The sequence below is a fragment of the Mesorhizobium sp. RIZ17 genome (genome assembly GCF_051127865.1).
GTDB classification, from domain to species: domain Bacteria; phylum Pseudomonadota; class Alphaproteobacteria; order Rhizobiales; family Rhizobiaceae; genus Mesorhizobium; species Mesorhizobium humile.
This window is the reverse complement of record NZ_CP147861.1, coordinates 2,959,091-2,978,642: the sequence shown is the minus strand read 5'-3', so window position 1 is coordinate 2,978,642 and position 19,552 is coordinate 2,959,091. Positions and strand designations below refer to the sequence as shown.

At 58.6% G+C, this 19,552-nt stretch carries 15 protein-coding genes and 3 pseudogenes; 8 read left to right on the top strand and 10 right to left on the bottom strand.

Annotated features, from left to right (window positions below):
• Positions 1–291: 291 nt before the first annotated feature.
• Positions 292–1,400 (bottom strand): annotated as a pseudogene (locus WDX12_RS14380) (beta-ketoacyl-[acyl-carrier-protein] synthase family protein).
• Positions 1,401–1,676, bottom strand: a complete 276-nt coding sequence (locus tag WDX12_RS14375) for an acyl carrier protein (protein ID WP_434725302.1) — start codon at positions 1,674–1,676, stop codon at positions 1,401–1,403.
• Positions 1,677–2,485: 809 nt separating this feature from the next.
• Between WDX12_RS14375 and groES the strand changes: the two genes are divergently transcribed.
• Positions 2,486–2,782 (top strand): co-chaperone GroES, encoded by a 297-nt coding sequence (gene groES / locus WDX12_RS14370; protein ID WP_006333965.1) that lies wholly within the window; start codon positions 2,486–2,488, stop codon positions 2,780–2,782.
• A gap of 65 nt (positions 2,783–2,847) precedes the next feature.
• Positions 2,848–4,503, top strand: a complete 1,656-nt coding sequence (gene groL, locus WDX12_RS14365) for a chaperonin GroEL (protein ID WP_434725301.1) — start codon at positions 2,848–2,850, stop codon at positions 4,501–4,503.
• Positions 4,504–4,591: 88 nt separating this feature from the next.
• Here the strand turns inward: groL and WDX12_RS14360 are convergent.
• Positions 4,592–4,797: pseudogene (locus WDX12_RS14360) on the bottom strand (transposase); the annotation flags it as partial.
• A 202-nt stretch (positions 4,798–4,999) separates the two neighbouring features.
• Complete coding sequence (locus WDX12_RS14355) at positions 5,000–5,857, bottom strand: sterol desaturase family protein (RefSeq protein ID WP_097576030.1); 858 nt, start codon at positions 5,855–5,857, stop codon at positions 5,000–5,002.
• 600 nt (positions 5,858–6,457) lie between these two features.
• Here WDX12_RS14355 and WDX12_RS14350 point away from each other — a divergent pair.
• Positions 6,458–6,824, top strand: a pseudogene (locus tag WDX12_RS14350) (IS6 family transposase); the annotation flags it as partial.
• A 290-nt stretch (positions 6,825–7,114) separates the two neighbouring features.
• Positions 7,115–8,608, top strand: a complete 1,494-nt coding sequence (locus WDX12_RS14345) for an NAD-dependent succinate-semialdehyde dehydrogenase (RefSeq protein ID WP_051355484.1) — start codon at positions 7,115–7,117, stop codon at positions 8,606–8,608.
• Between the two features lie 73 nt (positions 8,609–8,681).
• On the opposite strand, the gene WDX12_RS14340 is transcribed toward WDX12_RS14345, so the two are convergent.
• The gene (locus tag WDX12_RS14340; protein ID WP_133117242.1) at positions 8,682–8,903 is read right to left on the bottom strand and encodes a hypothetical protein; all 222 of its coding nucleotides are present in this window, start codon (positions 8,901–8,903) and stop codon (positions 8,682–8,684) included.
• Between the two features lie 465 nt (positions 8,904–9,368).
• Positions 9,369–10,058, bottom strand: coding sequence for a transposase (locus WDX12_RS14335; protein WP_109666679.1), 690 nt, complete (start codon positions 10,056–10,058; stop codon positions 9,369–9,371).
• A gap of 88 nt (positions 10,059–10,146) precedes the next feature.
• Here WDX12_RS14335 and WDX12_RS14330 point away from each other — a divergent pair, with 88 nt between their 5' ends.
• On the top strand, positions 10,147–10,413 hold the full coding sequence (locus WDX12_RS14330; protein ID WP_172374859.1) for a hypothetical protein: 267 nt from the start codon (positions 10,147–10,149) through the stop codon (positions 10,411–10,413).
• A gap of 265 nt (positions 10,414–10,678) precedes the next feature.
• On the opposite strand, the gene WDX12_RS14325 is transcribed toward WDX12_RS14330, so the two are convergent.
• Positions 10,679–11,764, bottom strand: a complete 1,086-nt coding sequence (locus tag WDX12_RS14325) for a cytochrome-c peroxidase (protein WP_143974692.1) — start codon at positions 11,762–11,764, stop codon at positions 10,679–10,681.
• Between the two features lie 787 nt (positions 11,765–12,551).
• Here WDX12_RS14325 and WDX12_RS14320 point away from each other — a divergent pair.
• Complete coding sequence (locus WDX12_RS14320; RefSeq protein WP_027033144.1) at positions 12,552–12,812, top strand: XRE family transcriptional regulator; 261 nt, start codon at positions 12,552–12,554, stop codon at positions 12,810–12,812.
• A gap of 888 nt (positions 12,813–13,700) precedes the next feature.
• Here the strand turns inward: WDX12_RS14320 and WDX12_RS14315 are convergent.
• The 3 genes from WDX12_RS14315 to WDX12_RS14305 all read right to left on the bottom strand — a co-directional run bounded on the left by WDX12_RS14315 (position 13,701) and on the right by WDX12_RS14305 (position 18,143).
• The gene (locus WDX12_RS14315; protein ID WP_352726443.1) at positions 13,701–15,035 is read right to left on the bottom strand and encodes an ISNCY-like element ISMlo5 family transposase; all 1,335 of its coding nucleotides are present in this window, start codon (positions 15,033–15,035) and stop codon (positions 13,701–13,703) included.
• Between the two features lie 259 nt (positions 15,036–15,294).
• Positions 15,295–16,710, bottom strand: coding sequence for a mannose-1-phosphate guanylyltransferase/mannose-6-phosphate isomerase (locus tag WDX12_RS14310; RefSeq protein ID WP_143974694.1), 1,416 nt, complete (start codon positions 16,708–16,710; stop codon positions 15,295–15,297).
• Positions 16,710–18,143: a phosphomannomutase gene (locus WDX12_RS14305; RefSeq protein WP_172374865.1), complete on the bottom strand. Its 1,434-nt coding sequence runs from the start codon at positions 18,141–18,143 to the stop codon at positions 16,710–16,712. Before WDX12_RS14305 ends, WDX12_RS14310 begins: the two co-directional genes overlap by 1 nt.
• Before the next feature lie 520 nt (positions 18,144–18,663).
• Between WDX12_RS14305 and WDX12_RS14300 the strand changes: the two genes are divergently transcribed.
• Together WDX12_RS14300 and WDX12_RS14295 are read left to right on the top strand one after the other, a co-directional pair.
• Positions 18,664–18,939, top strand: coding sequence for a Fic family protein (locus tag WDX12_RS14300; protein WP_434725632.1), 276 nt, complete (start codon positions 18,664–18,666; stop codon positions 18,937–18,939).
• Entirely contained in the window at positions 18,870–19,022 is a 153-nt protein-coding gene (locus WDX12_RS14295; protein WP_434725782.1) for a hypothetical protein, read from the top strand. The genes WDX12_RS14300 and WDX12_RS14295 overlap by 70 nt, the downstream gene beginning before the upstream one ends.
• The last annotated feature ends 530 nt before the right edge of the window (positions 19,023–19,552 follow it).

The window sequence follows — 19,552 nt, the reverse complement described above, 5'->3', positions numbered from 1 at the left end:
CGCACGGAAGCGGTCACTGGCGGCCATGCGCCTTCCAGACATTATCGGGTACAGCTTTGGACAGGCCCTCGAGCCGGACTCGAAGGGCCTCGCTTAACCTTCCGGGTAGCGGTACGTCCACGTCGCTTCAACAGTTGAGAATTTTACCAAAAAATGGGGCCCGGCTTGTCCAGCTTCCGCTGCCACTTGGCGCATTCACCGAGGCGGTCCAAGGGGCAGGTCCTTCACAATCGTGATCCGGCAAGCATTTGGATCCGAAGATAGAGTCACTGGAGGCATCTCGCATCGCTTTTACACCTGCTTGAACGCCAGAACTGCGTTCATGCCGCCCATGGCGAAGGCGTTGCTCAGTGCCACGCGGACTTTGCGCTCGCGCGCCGCATTGGGCGTGACGTCGAGATCGCAATCGGGATCTGGCTCGCGATAATTAGCGGTCGGCGGCACGACGCCCTCCCGGATCGCCATCACGGAGGCGATCATTTCAAGTGCGCTCGCTGCGCCCAGGCAATGCGCGTGCATGGCCCCTCGATAGACGGCGCGACGATGTGGAAGGCGTCGCCGGAAAGGCCGATGCCTGCGATCTCGGCAAGCATTGTGGCACCGCGTACGGCGGCATGCTCATAGCTTTCCAGCACGGCCATGCCCGCACCCTCGCCTATCACCACTCCCTTTCTGTCGGCGGAGAAGGGCCGGCAAGTATCCGGAGCGAGCGCGCGCATTGCTTCCCATGCCTTCATCTGAAGGCATACGAGCGGCGGCCGGAGGCCGCGATGCGCGCTTGCCTTGCCGACGACGGGCTGAATGCCGAGGACGTGGACTACCTCAACGCTTCGGCGCCTCCGGCAAGCATCCCGTCGGCCCGGCCGAGCCTGATCTGATCCGCGGCCGAAGCGATCGCATGGTTGGCTGATGCGCATGCGGAGGCGATGGCAAAGACCGGGCCGCGCAGGCCGAGACTCATGCTGACCTGGCTGGCAGCGGCGCTCGGCAACCCCCTTGGTGCAGTGTAAATGCCAGCACGCTTCGCCCCGCCCAAAAGGAGGTCGCGGTAGGGTTTCTTCGACCGTTCCCCAGCCCCAGCCGCAGACGCCCACTGTCGCGCCGAAGCGATACGGATTTCCCTCATCGCAGGAAAGTCCGGCGTGTTGCATGGCTTCGCGCGCTGCAAGCACAGCGAGCAAGCTGTGGCGGTCCATGGAGACGAGCTGGTTGCGGCCGATGTCGTGCTTGGGCAGCTCCTTGATCTCGGTACCGACAGTGCCCTTCATCTCATGAAGCGCAGAAGTGACCATCGGGCGGATGGCGGAGCGACCTTCGCGCATCTCTTTTCAGATAGAGGCGGCGTTGTTGCCTAGGCCGCAAAGCCCGCCCATCCCAGTAATGACGACTCGCCTGTCCAATCAGACCCCCTTCGCGAGCAAACCGCGGACAGCTTCCACCATGTCGCCGACATTCTTGAGATTCGACCAGGCATCCGCCGCGTTCATGTCGATCTTGATGTCGTAGGCCTGCTCCACATCCCAGAGGAGATCCGCCAGACCCAGCGAATCGACTCCGAGCGAGGTCAGTTCCGTGGCAGTCGTTATTTCGCCGATGATGGACGCACTCTCGCCGCTCTCCGATTCGACGCGGTTCTTGATCGTGGCAATGATTCCCGTTGCGAGTTGATCAGCCATTCTGTTCCTTTCCATAGCAATGCCTTTTGACGTGGGTGCGGCGCCATACCTCTGCCAGTCACGTCGCAAAAATCGTCCCTGACCAGGCTTGTGCAACCCACCAACACCAATCGGATTATGGAGACCGGATGAGTTCCGGTTGCTCTGAGGCGTTGGCATCCAACTGCAGCTCATTTTCCCGCGGCAACTTCCATCGCACGTCTGAGCTCATGGAAAGATCTTCTCCTTTCAGGCTCTTTTTTCGCAGTTGTCACACGATGAGGGTAGCGGGCAATCAGGACGTGTGAGGTGCTGTCAATGCGAGATTCCGGAAGATTGAGAAAATCGTTTGTTTCGATGAGATGCATCCACCCTATGGATAGAAATACAGTCCAATAAACGGGCAAGCCTCTGGTGCGGGCGATAATGCTACAGGAGACATCCCGCATGGCCACCCCACGCAAAAGCTGGGCACGTCTCGGTCGCTACTAGATGCTCAGCGCCTCACACTCGCTCTCTCCGGTGCAACGAAACGGCGCTTGCGCATCGCTGAAGGCCCAAGGGGTTAGCGATCCGAAAGGGCGGATATTATCTTTCGGGCCGAGCTTCCGAACACCATCGATTCGCTCGAACTCTTTCAGGCCTGCATCGCCCGGAATATCGTGATCGCCCACCTCTTGTCTTGACTAGCCCCAGCCTAGGCCTTATGCCGTCACCATGTTAGCACTCGTCCTTGGTGAGTGCTAACAGTAGGTCCGGCATAGCCGAGCTTTGTAGGTTGTCCGGCGCTGCCGGACGCTTTTCCCACCGTTCTCATCGAGGAAGAAAAAATGGCAAAGTCGAAGTTCCGCCCGCTTCATGACCGCGTGGTCGTTCGCCGGGTCGAATCCGAATCCAAGACCGCCGGCGGGATCATCATCCCCGACACGGCAAAGGAAAAGCCGCAGGAAGGCGAGATCATCGCCGTTGGTTCCGGCGCCCGCGACGAAGCCGGCAAGCTGGTCCCGCTGGACGTCAAGGCTGGCGACCGCATCCTGTTCGGCAAGTGGTCGGGCACCGAAGTCAAGCTCAATGGCGAAGACCTTCTGATCATGAAGGAAGCCGACATCATGGGCATCATCGGCTAACACGCCGCCGCCTTTCATCCGTACCATCCAATCTGAATTTCGGGCGAAATGCCCAGGAGTACAAAATGGCTGCCAAAGACGTAAAATTCTCCCGTGATGCCCGCGAGCGCATGCTGCGCGGCGTCAACATCCTCGCCGACGCGGTGAAGGTCACGCTGGGTCCGAAGGGCCGCAACGTCGTCATCGACAAGTCGTTCGGCGCCCCGCGCATCACCAAGGACGGCGTCACCGTCGCCAAGGAAATCGAGCTCGAAGACAAGTTCGAAAACATGGGCGCACAGATGGTCCGCGAAGTTGCTTCGAAGACCAACGACATTGCCGGCGACGGCACCACGACCGCGACCGTTCTGGCGCAGTCGATCGTCCAGGAAGGCCACAAGGCGGTTGCCGCCGGCATGAACCCGATGGACCTGAAGCGCGGCATCGACCTCGCCGTCACCGACGTCGTCGCGACGCTGATCAAGAACGCCAAGAAGATCAAGACCTCGGAAGAGGTTGCCCAGGTCGGCACGATCGCCGGCAACGGCGACGAGTCGGTCGGCGCCATGATCGCGGAAGCGATGCAGAAGGTCGGCAACGAAGGCGTCATCACGGTCGAGGAAGCCAAGACCGCCGAGACCGAACTCGAAGTCGTCGAAGGCATGCAGTTCGATCGCGGCTATCTCTCGCCCTACTTCGTCACCAACGCCGACAAGATGGTTGCCGATCTCGAGGACGCCTACATCCTGCTCCACGAGAAGAAGCTCTCCAACCTCCAGGCCATGCTGCCGGTTCTCGAAGCCGTCGTGCAGACCTCGAAGCCGCTGCTCATCATCTCGGAAGACGTCGAAGGCGAGGCTCTGGCCACGCTGGTCGTCAACAAGCTGCGTGGCGGCCTGAAGATCGCCGCCGTCAAGGCGCCGGGCTTCGGTGATCGCCGCAAGGCCATGCTGGAAGACATCGCCATCCTCACTGGTGGCCAGGTCATCTCGGAAGACCTCGGCATCAAGCTCGAGAACGTCGGCCTCAACATGCTCGGCCGCGCCAAGAAGGTGTCGATCTCCAAGGAAAACACCACCATCGTCGACGGCGCCGGCAAGAAGGAAGAGATCCAGGGCCGCGTCGCCCAGATCAAGCAGCAGATCGAGGAGACCACCTCGGACTACGACAAGGAGAAGCTGCAGGAGCGTCTCGCCAAGCTCGCGGGCGGCGTTGCCGTCATCCGCGTCGGCGGCGCGACGGAAGTCGAAGTCAAGGAAAAGAAGGACCGCGTCGATGACGCCCTCAACGCGACCCGCGCGGCCGTGGAAGAAGGCATCGTTGCCGGCGGCGGCGTTGCCCTGCTGCGCGCGTCGCTGACCATCAACGCTGTCGGCGTCAACTCCGACCAGGCCGCCGGCATCAACATCGTGCGTCGTGCGCTGCAGGCTCCGGCCCGCCAGATCGCGGCCAACGCCGGTGCAGAAGCCTCGATCGTTGCCGGCAAGATCCTCGAGAACAAGGGCGCGACCTTCGGTTTCAACGCCCAGACCGGCGAATATGGCGACATGATCGCCATGGGCATCATCGATCCGGTCAAGGTCGTGCGCACGGCTCTCCAGGACGCGGCCTCGGTCGCCGGCCTGCTGGTCACCACCGAAGCCATGATCGCCGAGGCTCCGAAGAAGGAGTCGGCTGGCGGCGGCATGACTGGCGGCATGGGCGGCGGCGGCATGGGCGGCATGGGCGGCATGGATTTCTAAGGTCCGCGCCTCTCACCAATCTCGAAGGGCGGCAGCAATGCCGCCCCCTTTTTTTGGAATGGAGCCGGTCGGAAAAGGTTTGGGGCTCGCGCTTCAGCTTTGCGTTCTCGTCTTCCAAGGCTTTCAGCCGTTTGGCATCGGAGACGTCCATCCCGTCATACTTCGCCTTCCAGTTATACAGCGTCGCCTCGGAGATCCCATGCTTGCGCGCCAGGTCGCCCGCCTTTGCTCCCGCCTCATGCTCACGCAGAACCGCGATGATCTGCTCTCTTCCGTAAACCGCTTTCTCTTCATCAGTCCGTCCTTCAATCGAGGCCGGACTCCTCAGGTGGGGGAAACTACCCGTGGCAGGCCAGTCGTCCGCGCATTGCCCACCTGTGGTAGTTCCAGATCCTACGTCTCCGATAAGGCCAGCGCCAAGGATCCGTCCCCTTCTAGGTCCAGTTGATGGGTTCCGACCTCGACAATCGGATTAGAAGCGTAAAGCTGCGTTCGTTTAATTCCCAGCCTTTTCACCACTTCCGACTTTAGCTCTACGCCAGCGACGTCGATCAAATGGAAACATAACGAAATCGCGCACGGTGAGCGGCTCGGATTGGTCTCGGAGGCCAACTTCCGGCCACTCGTTCTTTTTTGGCCAGTATGCCGTTGCAAAAATCGTGTCCCAGATAGTTGTAAAGAACCCGTAGTTTCGGCGCTGGTGATGGGGTTCCAACGAGTGGTGAATGCGGTGGAACTTGTTGTCGCCAATGATATATCGAAGCGGCCCAAGATTGATGCGGGTGCTAGAGTGTGAAAGATGGACCTGAAAAGTAATCAGCGTCATGGCAACAAAAGGCACTACGCCAGATTCGAAGTGGAACAGCGTGAGTGGTAGTGACACCAACCCTGCGGCAACGAGTGGCTCGGAAATGTGATGATGGCAATTCCATGCCGTCAATTCGCGGATCGAGTGGTGAGTAGCGTGCATGCGCCACAGGAATGGAACAGCATGCTGAGCGCGGTGCATCCAGTAGTAGAAGAAGTCGCCGGCAATCGCGACCAAAACGCCTGAAAGGACGGCCAATCCATTATTAATGATTGCGTTGTCAGAGTGAAGCAACGTACCGAAATTGATCGTTACAAGCGGCTTTATCCCTAACCAGCCCACGCTCACAGCGTAGAAGTGCCACATAAAGGCACCACATCCGAGGCGAATAATATAATTTCGCACGCCGCGAGCGTATGAAGCAAAACTGTATCGATAAGCCGGAAAGGTTAGCTCCAGCGCGGCGCATAACGTTGCGAAGATTACAACCATCTCAAGCGAATACACGAAGATCTGGGTCATTTGGTTAATATCGAGAATGTGCATTTCTTTGCTCCTGCGAATCCTTCAAAATGAGGGGCTCTCATCAACGCAGTGCCTTCGTCACGAGGGCGAGACCAATGTTATGCGTCTCCGGCGCAGCCCTAAACTCGAGTCGGCATCCGGACCGATATCCGCGCAGAAATCACGGCGCACGGCAGGGATGTGCTATGCAGTTTTCACAGAGAGTTAAAATTAGTTTTTTGGATAGACCCATCCATCTCCCAAATGGTTGGAGGAGCCCCAGTAGACGAAGTGGTTTGCGCAAAACGACCAGCTATGCGCCAGTGATGAGGCGTGCAGCAGAGGTTGCATAGCCAGCAGCGTTGCGAACGGAGATCGTGTCTCAGGAAGTTCTCTAATCGCCTTCGTCACTAGGCTCCTTCTCTCCTCGTTGGTGCAGCGCCTGCCGGGCTCAGGGTTCTCTCCGAGGTCGATTGCAAGGATCGCCGCATGTTTGCGTTGGAACGGGTGGGGTCGAACTGGTGTTCGCGGTTCCGTAGGACCGCATGCATGGGAGCGACCTCATCCGCGCAGCGTCCCGGCAAGGATGCAACTCGGGAACTGGAGTTGATGATGGAAATCGAAAACTCCTTATTAGAGCATGGACCCAACTATGCGCGTCGTTTACGTCGGAAGGCGCCGGCGAAGGACGATATATGGCATCTCGATGAAGTCGTGGTGCGGCATCAACGGTCAGAAATGCTGGCTGTGGCGAGCAGTCGATCAAGAGGGCTATGTGCTCGACGAGATCGTCCAGACGCGCCGCAACACCAAGGCTGCCAGGCGCTTGCTGATGCGGCTTCTGAAGAACCAGGGCATCGCGCCAAAGCGGATCACCGACAAATTGCGCTCCTACGGGGCGGCAAGACGCCAGGTCATGCCGAACGTGGAACACCGATCGCACAAAGGATTGAACAACCGAGCAGAGAATTCCCACCTTCCGTACCGAAAACGAGAGCGGACGCGACAGGGGCCGTTGCTTATCGGCTTGCCTGAAAAGCCACAGCGGGAACTTGCGCGCCCGTACCTCAAATAACGTGACAGCACCGCAAAAGGGGTTCGCGATGCTCTTCACGAGCCCGTCCCGCGTGTGCCTGTCATGAAGTGAAAGCTTTCCGAAGCGCGAATCGAGATTGAGGCTGTCATTGCTCTCGGCTAATCAGGAAGTGCTTTTGCAAAGACGGAGGGCCGGTCGATCTCGTCCGATCGTCCGGCACAAGGTGTGCTTATTAGTACACTAGCGCAGCTAGTAACTTAGCCATGAAGGGGGACCACGGTTTGACCGTGACACAGTCGCTGACGAGACGTCTCAAAAATCCCGAGCTATTTGACGATCTGGCCGGTGTGCCTGGTCGGAATGCGGAGCAAGCCACGAGGCGCTTTTCGGTGTTCAATCCCTCAACAGGCGAGCTGTTGGCTGAGCTTCCAGATATGGATGTCCGGGACGTTTCCTTGGCAATCGACAAGGCCGAAGCTGCGCAGGAACATTGGGCGGCGCTCACCGCGCGCGAGCGCTCCGACATCTTATGGGAATGGCACCAACTGATCCTCGACCACAGCGAGGATCTTGCAGCCATTTTGACGGCCGAAATGGGTAAGCCGCTTGCAGAGGCGAAGTCTGAAATCGCCCATGCTGCAGCCTACCTCCAATGGTATGCCGAGGAGGCCAATCGCATCTATGGCGAGACGATTTCGCCGCCTTCTAACGACAGGCGTATGCTGGTAATCAAACAGCCGATCGGTGTTGTCGGTGCCATTACTCCTTGGAATTTTCCCGCCTCGATGGTGGCTCGCAAGATTTCGCCGGCGCTTGCCGCCGGCTGCGCGATTGTTCTGAAACCCGCGGAGCAAACACCGCTTGTCGCGGGTGCTATGTTCACGCTTGCCCGGATGGCAGGTTTTCCCGATGGCGTTCTAAACTTGATCTACGCATCGGAAGGCGATGCGGTTGGGCGTGAACTTTGCTCGAACCCGAAGGTCCGCAAGATTAGCTTCACGGGGTCGACCGCGGTAGGGCGGCTGCTCATGAGGGCGTGTTCGGACCAGATCAAAAGAACCAGCTTCGAACTTGGTGGTAACGCTCCTTTCATTGTTTTTGATGATGCAGACGTAGACGCTGCCGTCGATGGTGCGGTACAGGCAAAGTTTCGGAATGCCGGCCAGACCTGCGTTTCAGCCAATCGGCTTTACGTACAGTCCAGCGTGTATGATGAATTCTGCGACAAATTCACCAAGCGCGTCAGTGCATTGCGCGTCGGTGACGGTTTCGAGCCAGAAGTTTCGATCGGTCCCCTGATCGATAAGTGCGCGCTTGCAAAGATTGAAGATCATATTCGCGATGCTGTGCGGCAGGGTGGGAAGATCCGTTGCGGTGGCAACCGTATCGGCGAATCGGGAACCTTCTTTGAGCCCACGGTGATCACCGACGTCGAAAGGACAATGCGGGTTGCTCAGGAAGAAACCTTCGGACCGCTGGCTCCCATAATCCGCTTCAACAATCCCGACCAGGTGGTGCGCGAGGCGAATGACACGATTTACGGTCTTGCAGCCTACTTCTACGCTTCCAATCTAAAGCGTGTGTGGCGCGTGGCTGAAGCCCTCGAATACGGAATGGTCGGCATCAATACGGGACGCATGTCCTCCGAGGCCGCACCCTTTGGCGGAATGAAGCAATCAGGGATTGGTCGTGAAGGGTCGCGCCACGGCCTCGAGGATTATCTCGAAATGAAGTACCTGTGCATGGGTGGGTTATAATCCCGCAGCATCCGCGTCCCATTGACATCGCGCTGACAATCCGCCGCGGCCATCATGGAATGGTGGCCTTCGCTCAAGGCCCAGCGTAAACCTTGATGCCGTCATCGCCGCCGCCATCCTCGCCTTCGGCCGTATTCACCGCTACCTGATTCACCACGTGCTTGCCATGTAATCCGCCAGGAGTGGTTTTCCTGTCTCGGCCGCGATACTGGACCAGATCAACGAGCACAGGGGCGTGCTCGCCACCTGTCGAGCCGTGCTCGCAATAAGGAATTCGCCGCGCTGGATTGATCATTAGTCCGACGGCACGGCGGTCCCCTTAATCCGCCCATTGTTTCCGGAGCTTGGTTTGTCGCCGACACAGCCGCGAGCGTCCCTCGGGTTCGACCGGCCGCCGATGACCGCCGCGAGCCGAATGCGCTTAACAAGATGGCCAATCGCCCGCTCGATTTGACGCATTCACTAGGAGAGTCCCGGCAAGGGCCTGAGATATTGCTGGCTTTCGCGGCGCAGTGACCCATTGAGCCTGATCAGTTCATACTGGCGTAGAACGTACGGGCGCTTTGCGAGGTCCGATGCACGAAAACCTTGTAAAATAGGCAGGCCGAACTGCCCACCTCGCGGAAAATCCACAAGCCCGGTGCCATCCACCCGCACATCAGGGTGCTGGTGCGCGAAATTTCCGTCCATCCGACAGCCGGCGAGCCTTCGATCACAGTTCTACGATCCGTCTGGTCGAATGGCGGCATCTTCTGAAGCCTTATTGCAGCCCTAGCTTCCTCTTCAGTTCCGCGTTCTCTGTGCGCAGGCGTTCCGCGAGCAGGCTCTTCAATCGCTTGTTTTCTTTCTCGAGGGCGACCAGGTCCTTCAGATCGTCGCCATCGGATCTAGGCGCCGCGGCCCTCTTCCAGTGATAATAGGTCTGTTCCGATATACCGGCCTGCTTTACGGCGCTCTTGAGAGTGGTGCCGCCGCTGATCGACGTCTCGACCTGAGCGAGCTTCTGGGCGCGCTCTTCTCCGGAGTAGACCTTCCGGGCGCTCCGCACGGCCGCTGCTGTTGCTGTTGCTTCCTTCGCCGGGGACGCCGTATTGGCGCCATTCTTGCGACCGGGCTCAGTCTTTGCCTTCCGCGACGGTGGGGTTTTCTTCTTCGTTTCAGGCGTCCTTCCTTTGGGAGCGTGTTCGGTTGCAGTTTCTACTGATTCAGCGTCTAGGGGATTTGCCATGAGATACTCCGCTCGCGGTTTGTGCGCGTGTTCAGCATCAAGGGCTATGACATTAGAGTCAATCAGCCGACGATTTGGCAGATCCATGTCTTTGAGCTCCTCCCTTGTTGTGTCGGCTATAGCTGCGGAGAGATCGACATCGCTCCAGATGGAATGGCCCCGTTTTTGATAATTGCGCTTTTGTTTAACCTCCACAGTGAAGGGTCGGGTCTGCCGCCTCATAGTTTCTTCCTTGTTGGAACGAATTGCACAGGAGGTCGCGGCTGACGAAGACTGAACAACTGGCGCTTCCTCTGTTGCGCCGAGCTATATGGATGAGATAGCCCGAGAGCAAGCGGCACTTGCGGTGTGCATTGACAAATGCTCGAGCCACGTCGCTGGCTGGTCGCAGCTTTGTTTTCATATCGGTGCGTTTGCAGAGCTGCAACAGCTGCTCGCGCGTCGCAACGCCATCGAGCACGTTTTGAAGGAGGTGGATCTGAAGGCATCCGGTTTCTGCCGGGCGCACGCCAACGCCGCGCGGAATGTTGTCCGCGATGGCTCGATCAGGTGGTTGCGAGCTTGGCAGCGAATCTAAGGCGGGGGGTGCATGCAGCGACATATCACGACACAGTCGGCTAGTCGGAGCGTCTGATCGACGTGGCCGGCAAGGCGGTCATGCTGTCGTGACGCATGTGGGCGTCGACGGGTCAGGTTTTCATTTGGCGTTTCAATTGAATTCGGAAATGAAAGTCCCCCTAGCTTTCCAGTTGGATAGGCCTCGCCGGAAGTCATGATCGTCTCGTCCCAGTGAAGGTCGCAATCATTCGTGATTGCGACCTTCGCTAGCCAGCTCCGGCCAATCATTGCGGGAGGATATGCAATACAGGTCGAGGCGTTGTCGGCGTTTCGGCGGGTAAGACGGGATAGGCGACCTCCGGTACTTTTCCGGTCAGCGAATTAAGGAAGGCAACGAGCAGGTCGACTTCTTTTTCCGTCAATTCTTGGCCGAGCTGGGTGGTCCCCATAATGGCGACGGCCTGTTTCAGATCCCAAACCTTGCCCGAATGAAAGTATGGCGCGGTGAGTGCTACGTTGCGCAACGGCGCCACGCGGAAAACATAGGAATCGTCGGCTTCATGGGTCACGGCAAATCGGCCTTTGTCGTTTTCCGGCAGGACATCGGTGTTGGGCTTTTCAACGAGGCCGAATGGGGAATAGCCCTCCCCACCCACGTTGATACCGCCGTGGCAGGACGAGCAGCCTTTGTCCATGAAAAGCGTCAGGCCCTGTTTCTGTTCGGAAGTCATAGCGGCGTCATCGCCGTTGAGGAAGGCATCGAAGGGCGCCGGTGTGACCAGTGTCGCCTCAAAGGCTTCGATTGCCTTGGCGACGTTTTCGAAGGTGACGCGATCGGCTTCGCCCGGGAAAGCTGAATTGAACCACTCGACATATTGCGGCATCGACTTGAGCGTGGCGATGAGTTGACCTGGTGTGTTGGCCATTTCGACAGCGGCTTGGATCGGTGCCTTGGCCTGAACCTTCAGGTCTTCAGCACGACCATCCCAGAACTGCGCTATGTTGAAGACAGCGTTCAGTACCGTCGGCGCGTTGCGCGGTCCCTTCTGCCAGCCATGGCCGATCGAGCTTTCATGATTGTCGTCGCCCCCGGTGGCCAAGTTGTGGCACGAATTGCACGACAAGACGCCTGACGCCGAGACGCGTGGATCGAAGAACATTGCCTTGCCCAGGGCTATCTTCTCCGGTGTGATCGGGTTGTTGGCGACTGTCGGCGTGATGGATGGTAGAGCCTTGAAGGTGGCCCGTGCTGTTTCTCTGAGGTATACGGGGATCGTTTGCGCAGCAAAAGCGATGGCCGGCAACGCGACAGCCACCGTAGTGAATAGGATTTTCACAAGTGATCTCCCTGCGTTTTGCACGGAAGCCATTGTTGATATGCGGTTCGTGAACGCTTTGCGCTAAAGGCGGCAATCCTCTTTGCATAAAATCGATTCTGACGCGGACCTGACATATTGTCTTCCTTCGTTGCATTGCGCGATGTCACCCACGATGAACGCCAGTCGGTATCTCCTGTCGCCTCTCGAGAAGCATCAAAAGTCGTGCCAACTGAGCAGAAGGAACCTCCGGGGGATTTTCTGGTCATCATTCAATAGGTTGAAGGAATTCGCAGCAAAGCGCAGCCCTACTCCGGTGTCGCGGATCTGACAGCCAACAGTCGGGCTGAAACAGAGAGATGTTGGTCCCTCAGCGTCTTGTCCGATGGGCACCCGGCCTCCTGCATGGGCGGGAGGGGACCACACGGTATTAAAGCTCAAGATGAACGCCGCCGGCAAGCATCGCTAGACAGTCCCCGCAGATACTTTGACGCTGGTCCGCGAGCTGGTGCGCCTAGTGCCCGACCGCCAGATCGCGGCTCCTCAATCGCGCCGCAAGCCGACGGCGCGTTAAAGCGGCCGCGCAATCATCGATGTGAGCGTGATGACGGCGCTGCACTGTGTCGTCGAATTGTGGCCACTGGAGCAATCCTCGTAAAGCGAGCCAAGGTTCTTGATCTAAACGGCGGCGGCCGCCATATTAGCGTAGCGCCTCTCACACGTTCGAGAGTGATCGCATTTTTGGATGCCGCCGGCTCGGGCTGTTTCGGCATCCTATTTCAACATCGGCCGCCGCTTGTTTCGAGTTATCGAATGGCCGTTCTCTGCATTTGGAGGCAAAATGACCGCAACGCCTTTCGCGCTGCCCGAGGCAGTGCTTACCGCAATCTCAAACGGAAAACCCGTAATTCAGGCATGTCGGGAACATCTTGGCTATTCGACCGAGGACGTTGCCGTGACCAGCGGTCTGACAGTCGAGGAGGTCGGGTTGATCGAATCTGGCCATTGTTTTGACAAGGGCTATCGCGATCGGATCGCTCGGGCGCTTGGCTTGGCTGAGAGTATCTTCGATGAAATCTGGGGTATCCCGAACGCTGCCTGACGTCGGCCTCTGAAGATTACCCGCCGCCTGCTAGGTCGGATCAAAATCCCAAGGGTATATCAATACCCTTACGGCGGCGGGGCGGTGGCAGAATTCTTATTTCTACGGAATCGATTCGCTCTGCGGAAGATCGGCCTCATGCTGGGTGACACGGATGTAACCTTGGCCCGCACGAGAGGCCAGATCTGTGGATAGAGAGAACCGGCTAGCCGGTTGATAGTACGAGGGCATGTGGACAAAATATCCCTACCCGATGGTGGCGCCGAACTACGGCACAACGATCAGCGCTTGCGAAGTCGAGCGCTTAGACGAAAGATTTCGGCGAAACCACCCGAGGCCATCAGGAAGGTTCGTCACGATGAAAGCGATCCCTTGCCCGTTCTGCACAAGCTGCGAGGTTAGGCCATATGAGACGGACGAGGCGCGCGTTGTGATGAAATGCGAGGACTGCGGTGCATCGGGGCCGGTCTGCATCGACGAAGTCAACGCCGTCGAAAGCTGGAATTACCGTCCATCTGCCCAGCCCGAATAGGATTGTCCACGTGGCATGGCGATAGCGATGCGCCTACGCCTAATGGCCCCGCTGTAGCCGCATGCCGTTGCAGCGGATGCGCAAGTGTCGTCTGACAATCTCGCCGGAAAACTGCCATCTCAACAATTCGGCCAGCCTATTGTTCGACATCGCTCACTAGCTAGTGCGCGTCCATAAACGGCTGTTTTCCCGGAGTTTTCAGTGGTCTTTGGCCTGCTGAAGCGATGTTTTGGGGACGCGTGATGGTACAAGGGCATGGAGGTTGCGGCCGGGGGTCGATCTGGCGGCAATGGGGTCATAGGGGTATCGGCCGGCGCTCGCCGGCGTGCTCCTGAACGCAGCCCGATGACTGGGGGTCAGGTCGATCTGAGGCGGGTGAAGAGGGCGAGATTGTAAGCGACCACCGAGGACCAGACGTAAGCCTTGAAGTGGTTGAGCCCGCGCCAGGTGCAGCGGGCCAAGCCATAGGCGCGCTTCAGGCAGGAGATGCTGGCCTCGATACCAGCGCGGAAGTTGCGCAGCTTGCGATAGACCCAGCGGCTGCTGACCATGTCTTCGATCCTGAGGGCGCTCTTCTTGTGGAACGCCATATCGCGCACGCCCCAAGCCTTGGCCTGGCGCAGATTGGCGCGGCTGGCATAGCCGCCGTCGGCCGCCGCCTGACGCGGCGGCTCGCCGTAAAACGCGATGTGGCGCTCCAGCATTAGCAGCAGACGCTCGCTGTCGGCTGGGTTGCCCGCTTCGACGACGAGATCGAGGATCAGTCCGCTGCGACCGGTCGTCAGATTGATCTTGTGACCATAATCGACGTCGCGGCTGCCCTTGACGATGATATCGGCATGCGGCTCGAACAGGCTCACCAGCTTCTCGCCGGCCGGGACCGGCTCGCCTGCCAGGACCCGCCGTTCGGTCTGGGCGATGATCCGCTCGATCAGCGGCCGGTAATGGCGGACTTGGGCCTGCCACAGTTCAACGGCCGGGCTCGCCGCCAGGGTCAGCTGCTCAGCCGCCTGCTGGAGATAGCCCAAGGTGGTGCGTGTGATCCTGAGCAGCTCGCGGTAGTGCTTCACCCGTTTCGGGCGGCCGCGGGTATATTCGATCGACCGGGACCGCTTCTTCGCCGCGCGGCAGTGATCGTGCCATGGGATGGCGCTGCCCAGTGCATCCGCGTGCTGCAACAGCCGCACCATCACCCGCACAGCGTCCCATAACAGGCTGCTGTCGCTCGGCTCGTGGACGAGTGCGGCGGTGACGGTGCTGTCCACGCGCACGACCTTGCCGCCTTCCAGCTTCTCTCGCCTGGCGCTTGCCAGCAGTACTTTGTTGATTTCTTCCCAGGTCGGCGCCTGGATCGCGCTGATCGTCTTGTGCAGGACTGATTTCTTTGGGCTCCACCCCCATGGCAGCCGGGCAAAAGCCCGGAACGAGGCGGAATCCTCCAAGTGAAAGGCCAGTTCCTGATAGCTTAGTTGGCGGTGCTGCTTGAGCAGCGCGCAGCGCAGCACAGCCTCCGCCGGCAGGCCCTCGCGGCCGGTCTCCTTGAGATCGTGCCGGCGCAGGTCCCGCGTCACCAGGCTCAGAAGCTCGCGATGCTCGTCCAGCCATTGCGACATGGCTTTCAATTCACAGCCGATCTCGTGTCCGGCGAAAAGATCAAATACACTGGATTGGACGGTGCGTTCTTGGCGCATTGTCGGCCCCGGCGGTGGCAGAAACGCTTTGGAATCAGTGGCTTGATCTCGAAGTGTATCTGAACCCGCCGGGCCTTGCCTACCCAAAATCAGGATTCATTCAATAATATCAGCAGCTTGCCGTTTATGGACGCGCACTAGCTATACTCATAAAACCTGTTCTGGTTTGCCCGCCTTGCCTAGCCGCCGGTCGCCTGACAGCCCAGTGCCGACGCAGGTTCGGTCTGCCAGCCACCGTAGGGCATGTGACGTTGGACTGTCAGGTTCGACCGTATACGTCCTCAAGCCGCACGATGTCATCTTCGCCGAGATACTCGCCGCTTTGGACCTCGATCATCACCAGTCCGATATTGCCGGGGTTTTCGAGCCGGTGTTTGTGGCCGCAAGGGATATAGGTGGATTGATTGGTGGTCAGGAGTAGCTCCTGGTCGCCGTTGACTATTTTCGCAGTGCCGCTGACCACGACCCAGTGCTCGGAGCGGTGATGGTGCATCTGCAGGCTCAAGCGTCCGCCCGGCTTCACCTCGATGCGCTTGATCTTGAAGCGCTCGCTTTCCTCCAGAACCGTGTAGGTGCCCCAGGGCCGGTGCACGGTACTGTGAAGCAAGTGCGCTTCATGTCCCGCAGCCTTGAGGCCCTCGAAGAGTTTCTTGACGTCCTGGACGCGATCGCGGGATGCAACAAGCAATGCATCTGGGGAATCCACGATCACCAGGTCGCTGATGCCGACGGTGCCGATGACGCGTTTGTCCGAGCTTATGTAACTGCCCACGGTGTCGACCACATGGACATCGCCGCGAATCCTGTTGCCGCTCGCGTCAGCGGCGACCAGTTCGGCCATTGCGTTCCAAGATCCAATGTCGTTCCACCCCATTTCGCAGGGAACGACAGCGAGATTGTGGGTTTTTTCCATCACCGCATGGTCGAGTGAAATACGCGGCGCCATGGCGAAGTGCTCAGATGAGAGTTCGACGCTGGCAACATGTTCGCCGTGGCTGACGCGAGCGTTATTATAGCTATCGAGAACGGCATCGATCACCTCCGGGCAATGCGCAGCCATTTCGTCGAGCATGACCTGTGCCTTGAAGCAGAAGATGCCGGCGTTCCAGAAGAAACGTTTGGACGCGACATAAGATTTGGCAGTCTCGGCGTTCGGTTTCTCGACGAACCGGACAACTTTCTCACCGTCGGCCTCGATGTAGCCGAATGCGGTGTCTGGCCTATCCGGGGTTATGCCCAAGGTTGCGATACGCCCCTGCTGCGCCTGTTCGATTGCCCGGTTCATGGCGGTTTGAAATGCGGGCAGATCACCAATCATATGGTCGGCGGGAAAAATACACAGAACAGCATCGGGACCCTGTGTTGCCTTGGCATGGACGGTTGCCGCAGCGACGGCGGCGGCGGTATCCCGACCCTCAGGCTCAAGCAGAAAGGTGCGTGGCAAAACAACGGAATCCAGCTCGTCGAAAACGTCTTTCGTAAGGAAGAGGTGCCCCGTGGACGTCACGGTAACAAGCTCCACTACATGCTGCATCGAAGCGGCGCGCAACACGGTGTGCTGGATGAGCGAAAGTCCATCCGCCACCTTGAGGAAAGGTTTGGGGTGCGATTGCCTTGAGGCGGGCCAGAGCCGCGAACCAGCTCCACCGCTGATGATGACCGGAACCACTTTCATCAAAGGTCCTCTATCTCGTCTGTAAGCGCGAATGCCTGTGCCCCTTGCAGCGTCGAGGCGACGATCGCCATGGCCCTGCTCTCGGTCGAAGCTTCCGAGTAGCAGCGCAGTTCCGGGGCATTGCCGGAAGGCCGCAGATGTATGATCTCACCTGAAAGCATCCGCGCCCTGAGGCCATCGGTTTCGTCAACTTCGGCGACGGTCCCGAACGAGGCAAGAAAGTGCTGCAGTGCGTTCCGGCTTGCGAGATGATCCATCAATCTGCGTGAACTTTCCGCGGGGAAGTTCTGAAGCCGGTCACTGGCGCACACAGGAAGATTCCAAAGCCCGCGCAGTCGCGACAGCTTCTTTTTTGTCGACGCCATGGTACTGAGGACGGCCAGGATCGGGAGGAATGAGTCCCGCGTCGGCAGTGCAGTCAATGTCTTCCCATTCACCGTACAATCCGAGCCCAGCAGAACACCACCATTGGCCTCAAAGCCGACGATGACGCCGCCGGCGCCGTGTAATGCTTCCATTGCTTCTATGACAAATGGGGACCCGACTTTCGTCCTCTGGACCGCGAAACCCAAGGCCTTCGAAATTCCCGAATTGGAGGTCACTGGCGTCACGATCGTGTCTGCCTTCAGGAAAAGAGCCGTTGCAAGCCCAACCAGGTCGCCGCGAAGAAGATCGCCATTTTCATCAGCGATGAGTGGCCGATCAGCGTCCGCATCGGTCGACACGATGGCATCGAGACCGAATTCGCGGACCCACTTCTTCAATTTTGCGATTGTTGCTGCGTCCACGGCTTCGGTATCGACAGGTACGAAGGTCCCGGTTTTCCCGACGGCGACCACGCTGGCACCGAGCGATCGAAGAACCTGTACCAACAGTTCCGCCGCGACCGAACTGTGCTGATAGACACCAAGTCTCATGCCGGAAAGTGAGCCCGGCTCCAGCATGTCATGGGCGCGCTCTCGATAAGAGGCGATCGCTTCTTCACGGTGCATAGGCCACGTCGTTCCCAGACAAGCCGTTGGTAAGCAATACGCAATTGATCTTTCGGCTACAAAGCGCGTAATCGCGGCCTCATCCGCCTTGCTGATTTCACCATTCGGGCCATAGAATTTGATGCCATTGCGATCGGCTGGAATGTGCGACCCGGTGACCATAAGAGCCGCCGCGCCGTGTTTGTATGCATATAATGCCAGGGCAGGCGTAGGTATGGTGCCGCAATCGATCGGCTGGAAACCATTTGCGGCCAACGCCGCCATGCAATTGTCGGCTATCGCCTGACTGCTGTCACGTAGGTCGCGGCCTATGAAGACCGAACTATTCGGCTGAACCCGGCTGGAAATCAAACGCCAAGCGAAAGCTTCGGCATAAAGTCCGCTGGCCTTGCCGACCAATTCCGAAGCCAATCCTCGAACGCCGCTTGACCCGAATTTCATGATTTCGCTTTGCTAGTGGACAGGCAGGGTGGGGTCATGTTGCAATGGGCTAGTACTTTCTATTGCAAGCGCCATCGTTGTCAGCCACCTGCTGTTCAGATATGCGGTCTCTACAACACGGTGTGGCGTAAGGACCCCTCAGAGTTCCGCCGAACAGCAGGGCATCCACTGGCACAGGGGCATCCACAGTTCTCCTTCTATTGGAATCTTTTGGCGCGCTCATCTAATGATCAAAGGCAGTGGAGTGATCGATCGGTGCCTGCCGGTATTTCGCTATGCAGCATCATGGCAGGTCCGTAAACTTGGTTGTTTGGATGGAATGCATCCATGGCATGGATAGGGCTAGAAGGCCGTCTCGATCAGCGCAATGGAACCGTGTGATTCTTAGGTATTTGGATTAAGGTCAGCCAGAGCGCTCGCCGACCATGGCGTCGCCTAGGGCGCTAGGACGTCGCCTAGGGCGCTAGACCCAAGCAGGAACCGATGCTTGGATCAGCTGGGGCGACGATCAGCGCCGACAATGCCTTGCCTTGCGACGCCTTCAGAAAGTTGTTTCTGGAATTGCGTTCGATCAAGCCCAGCGCAAAACCTTGATGCAGTCGTCGCCGCCGCAATCTTCGCCTTCGGCTTTGTCTACATCCATCCGTTCGAGGACGGAAACGGCCGCATTCACCGCTACCTGATCCACCACGTCCTTGCCATGCACCGCTTCAATCGCCGGGAGTGGTGTTTCCCGTCTCGGCCGCGATCCTGGACCAGATCGACGAGTACAGGCGCGTGCTGGAGAGCAATTTGAAGCGCCTTCTGCCATTGGTCGAACGGGAACCGCCGCCGCAATTCAACGTCCGGGTGCTGAATGACACCGCGGATTTCTACTGACACTTCGATGCAACCCCGCACGCCGAATTTCTTTTTGCCTGCGCTCGGCGGACGATCGAACGGTACCTCCCTGACGAAACAGCTTTTCTGCAGCGCTACGATCAATTCCGGCAATAGGTGAATGCCTTTATCGACAATGCCCGAGCGGCTGATCGATCTGCTCTTCCGTTTCCTTAACCAGAATGGTGGCCCCTATCGAGCCGCGCCCTCGGAAAGGAATTCCCAGCTCTGACCAATGACGAGGCGCGGCGGCTCGAGGCGATCTATGCGCAGACCAGAAAACGGCAAAGCACGCGGCAGAAGCCTTTCACTGGACTGCCGGTCGACCCTTGCGTTGTCGCCGAAACTCGGGACGTACAAGTTCTGGGGCAAACCGGACAAGCCGAAGGTGTGTCGGGAATGCTGCTGCGCCACAGCAGTGATTTCTGCATCGTCTATACGCCTACATACGCAGCGCCGGACTCAGCCCCCCAGCGGTCGAAGATGCGCGACAAGTCGCGTGCAAAGTCATCTTGGGGACGCTGACAACA